Source organism: Streptomyces azureus (genome assembly GCF_001270025.1).
Taxonomy (GTDB): Bacteria; Actinomycetota; Actinomycetes; order Streptomycetales; family Streptomycetaceae; genus Streptomyces; species Streptomyces azureus.
On record NZ_DF968301.1, the window covers coordinates 1 to 3,258 of the forward strand.

3 protein-coding genes and 1 pseudogene are annotated in these 3,258 nt (G+C 66.3%); 2 read left to right on the forward strand and 2 right to left on the reverse strand.

The genetic code is table 11. The features are described from left to right. The first annotated feature begins 464 nt into the window (after positions 1–464). Positions 465–1,028, forward strand: coding sequence for a dihydrofolate reductase family protein (locus AOQ53_RS20425; RefSeq protein WP_059419310.1), 564 nt, complete (start codon positions 465–467; stop codon positions 1,026–1,028). A gap of 424 nt (positions 1,029–1,452) precedes the next feature. Here the strand turns inward: AOQ53_RS20425 and AOQ53_RS20430 are convergent, their stop codons facing one another. Beyond that, positions 1,453–1,662 (reverse strand): DUF2180 family protein, encoded by a 210-nt coding sequence (locus AOQ53_RS20430; RefSeq protein WP_063888921.1) that lies wholly within the window; start codon positions 1,660–1,662, stop codon positions 1,453–1,455. A 188-nt stretch (positions 1,663–1,850) separates the two neighbouring features. Here AOQ53_RS20430 and AOQ53_RS46390 point away from each other — a divergent pair. Next, positions 1,851–1,964, forward strand: a pseudogene (locus tag AOQ53_RS46390) (TetR/AcrR family transcriptional regulator); the annotation flags it as partial. A 121-nt stretch (positions 1,965–2,085) separates the two neighbouring features. Here AOQ53_RS46390 and AOQ53_RS20435 read toward each other — a convergent pair. Further along, on the reverse strand, positions 2,086–3,258 hold a 1,173-nt coding region (locus tag AOQ53_RS20435; RefSeq protein WP_236711738.1), incomplete at its 5' end, for a non-reducing end alpha-L-arabinofuranosidase family hydrolase.

Sequence of the window (3,258 nt, forward strand, 5' to 3'; positions counted from 1 at the left end):
CCCCCCGAACAAGTCCTCGCCCAACTCTCCCAACGAGTAACGATGAACGGCGCAGCATGCCGGCGCGGACGTCGGGCGTGAACGCCCTCGAAGATGACCTGCGGCAGGAGCACCGGGGCAACCGAGGGAAGGGTCGCCACGGCGATCGTCCCCGACTCGCCGAGCAGCAATCGCCTGAACTCTCATGTCGGCCCGGTGAGCGGTGACGATCTGCTCGGCCGTACGCCGGGCCTCGACGCCCGCCGGGGTCTATGTACGCCGCCGGCTGACGCAAGGGGGTGGCCTCCATTACCGGCGAGCACAGGGCGCGCCTGCTCGAATTGATGCGCTGATCGCATGGAGAGATCCCGGTTTGATGCTGGACAAGGATCCGGTACTGCTCCGAAACTCTTCCGGCGAGTCGCGATGACTCCTGCGGTGTCCGGCGGTCGTACTGTCGAACCCGTCACCGAGGAGGACTCCTGATGCGCAGCGTGACCTATTCGATGAACGTCTCACTGGACGGCTACATCGTCGGGCCGGACGGCGACTTCGGCTGGACGGCGCCCGACGAGGAGGTCTTCCGCTTCTGGATCGACGAGATTCGAGACGTCGGCATCCACCTGCTGGGACGACGGCTGTACGAGACGATGCTGTACTGGGAGACCGCCGACCAGGATCCCTCGCTCGACGACTCGGAGCTGGAGTGGGCCGCGCTCTGGAATCCGCTCCCGAAGGTGGTGTTCTCCACCACACTATCGGCGGTACAGGGCAATGCCCGCCTGGCCGGCGGCAGCCTGGCGGAGGAGATCGAGCGCTTGCGAGCCGAGCCGGGGGAGGGCGACATCGCGATCGGCGGTGCGACTCTCGCCGCCGAAGCGGCCGGGTCGGGACTGATCGACGAGTACCGGGCCGTGGTCTACCCGGTGCTGCTCGGCGGAGGCATTCCGTTCTTTCCCCAGAGCGAGCGGCGGGTGGATCTCGAACTCGTCGAGACCCGCACCTTCAAGTCGAGAGTCGTCTACCTCCGCTACCGCGTGGCGCGCTAAGGCCGGGGCTCGGAACGCTGCCGTCTCAGCTTGTCGCCTTGGGGCGGAATGCGTCTCACTCCTCGCGGTGCGTGCCGCGTCCTCGTAGCCGACGATGACCTTGACCTTCCGCAACCGTCCGGAGGGGGTGCGGAGACGGAACTGCGGCTGCCGACGGAGTGATCCGCCGGAGCCGGGTTGAGCGGGCTGGGTACGGGCAGGGCCCCGAGATCGTCACCCGTCGCGAGCAGGTGCTCCCACTGCTTGTACTGCCCGCCGGGGAGCACGGCCCCCAGCCTGCCCCACCGAGCCGTGATCACGGCTGAAGCCCGGACGCCGCGCCAATGATCCGGGACGGCGTCCGGGCAGGCCAAGAGTGCGTGCTCGGACGGACAGCGCGCATTCTGCGACCGGGGATGCGGTGTGGCTAACGCACTATGCGGGGTCACTGCGCCGTCTCTGCCATGTCGCAGGTGTGGCACACCACCCTGCGGGCCGGGACACGGCCGTGCGAAGAGCCCATACCGATCTGGCGGGTGACATGCACCTGACGTACGCGGGCGTGGTTCTCGCAGGTGGCCAAGCCGCAGCGTGAGCAGACGCCGATACCGGCGGTGTCGCTGCGCGCCTCCTGGAGGCAGTCGTAGCACCTCATGTCCAACTCCGATTTCAGTAGGGCCAGGCATGGCGGCCAACCAACACGCAACAAACCAAACCCACCCAGGCCGCACACACCTACTCAAGGAGCTCGAAAGTAGACCTCCAGATTAGACTTTGTCAATTCTAGGACCTAGTCAATCGTACGGCGGTACCCGAAGCTGCGAGGCAGCCGAACCGGACTGTCTCACCCAGCCCGCCGAGACGATCGCGAGGTTCTTCCTCGCGGGCTTCGACGGACTGACGATGCAGCACCTCTCACCGCCGGACGAGGAGGCCGAAGCGATCTGCAAACGCGCCGAGACCGCCCCTTGCCGGCCAGGGACAGGCCGCTTCGACGACCCGGCGCCGGCCAAGCAGCACGCACCCCGCCGGGTGAGTTGCCCGGCGGGGTCGTGGGTGCTCGACGACGGTTCGGGCGTCAGCAGGTGGAGTTGGTCTGGGTGAGCAGGCCCATTCGCCAGGGCTTGCTGATGTAGTCGCCGTCGGCTCTGGGGTCTATGCCCTGGTAGACGTACTGCAATCGGCATGGATTGATGGTCAGGGTCTGGTCGTTGTTGGCGCGGACCATCTCGCCGTGGCTGATGTCTTCGGTCCAGACGCCACCCGGGAAGGTGACGTTGCCGCGGCTGGCGAAGGGTTCGTTCTCCGTAGCGGCGTGGGGGGTCCAGTTACCGGTGAGACTGGTGGAGGTGAAGGACCGGAAGTAGCGTCGGCCCGACGTGTTGCTGATTGCCTCCTGGAGCAGCAGGTACTGGTTGCTGCCGGCGACCTTGTACACGTTGGTCGCCTCGAACAGGTTGTTCTTGGTGTCCGACATCACCATCCGGGTGTTTCCGAAGCCGTTCGGGAAGTTCGCCAGGCTGGTCTCGGCGCGGTAGATGTGCCCGTTGTCGTCACTGAAGAACAGGTGGCAGTTGGTGGTGTCGCAGATGACCCAGAAGTCGATCCAAGTGCCCTTGCCCTTGTTGTCCTTGACGATCTGCGGCTCCTCGGACATCAGGAGTCGCGGGGCGGACCAGGAGCGCGGGTCGGCAGGGTTGGTGCTGGTGGAGTAGGTGGGCGGACCGGTCTGGTAGACCATGTACCACAGGTTCTGCGGCGCGAAGTAGAACACCTGGGGCGCGGCCCGGTAGCCGCCACCCATGGGCGACGTGTCGAGGTAGGTGTGCGGTGCGGAGGCTGCCTGGGACCAGTCGCCGAAGTTGAACTGCGCCAGACCCCAGTAGGAGGTAGGGCCGGCGGTCGTCGCGAAGGTCAGCCACTGGTTGTTGTGCCGCACGATGGAGAAGTCCTTGATCGCCACCACGTCGGGGTGCTGGGCGTCCGGCTTCGGACCGGCCAGGATGCCGCTGGAGGACCACCGGAACGTCGACGGCAGCGCGCTGCCGCCGTCGACGCGGATCAGCTGCCACTGCTGGTTGGCCCCGCCCCAGTCGGTGAACTGCACGACCTTGGCACCGTCAACGGTGGAGGCGTCCTGCACCTCGACAGCCTTGCCACTGTTGCGGTTGATCAACCGGACGTAACCATCCGAGGAATCGGCCAGCCGGAACTGCTGGTTGACGCCACCCGCATCGCCCCACTGCACAAC

Excerpts from the sequence above, each read along its gene's own strand:
- AOQ53_RS20425 (WP_059419310.1), top strand. The coding sequence starts at position 465 with ATGCGCAGCGTGACCTATTCGATGAACGTCTCACTGGACGGCTACATC.
- AOQ53_RS20430 (WP_063888921.1), bottom strand. The coding sequence starts at position 1,662 with ATGAGGTGCTACGACTGCCTCCAGGAGGCGCGCAGCGACACCGCCGGT.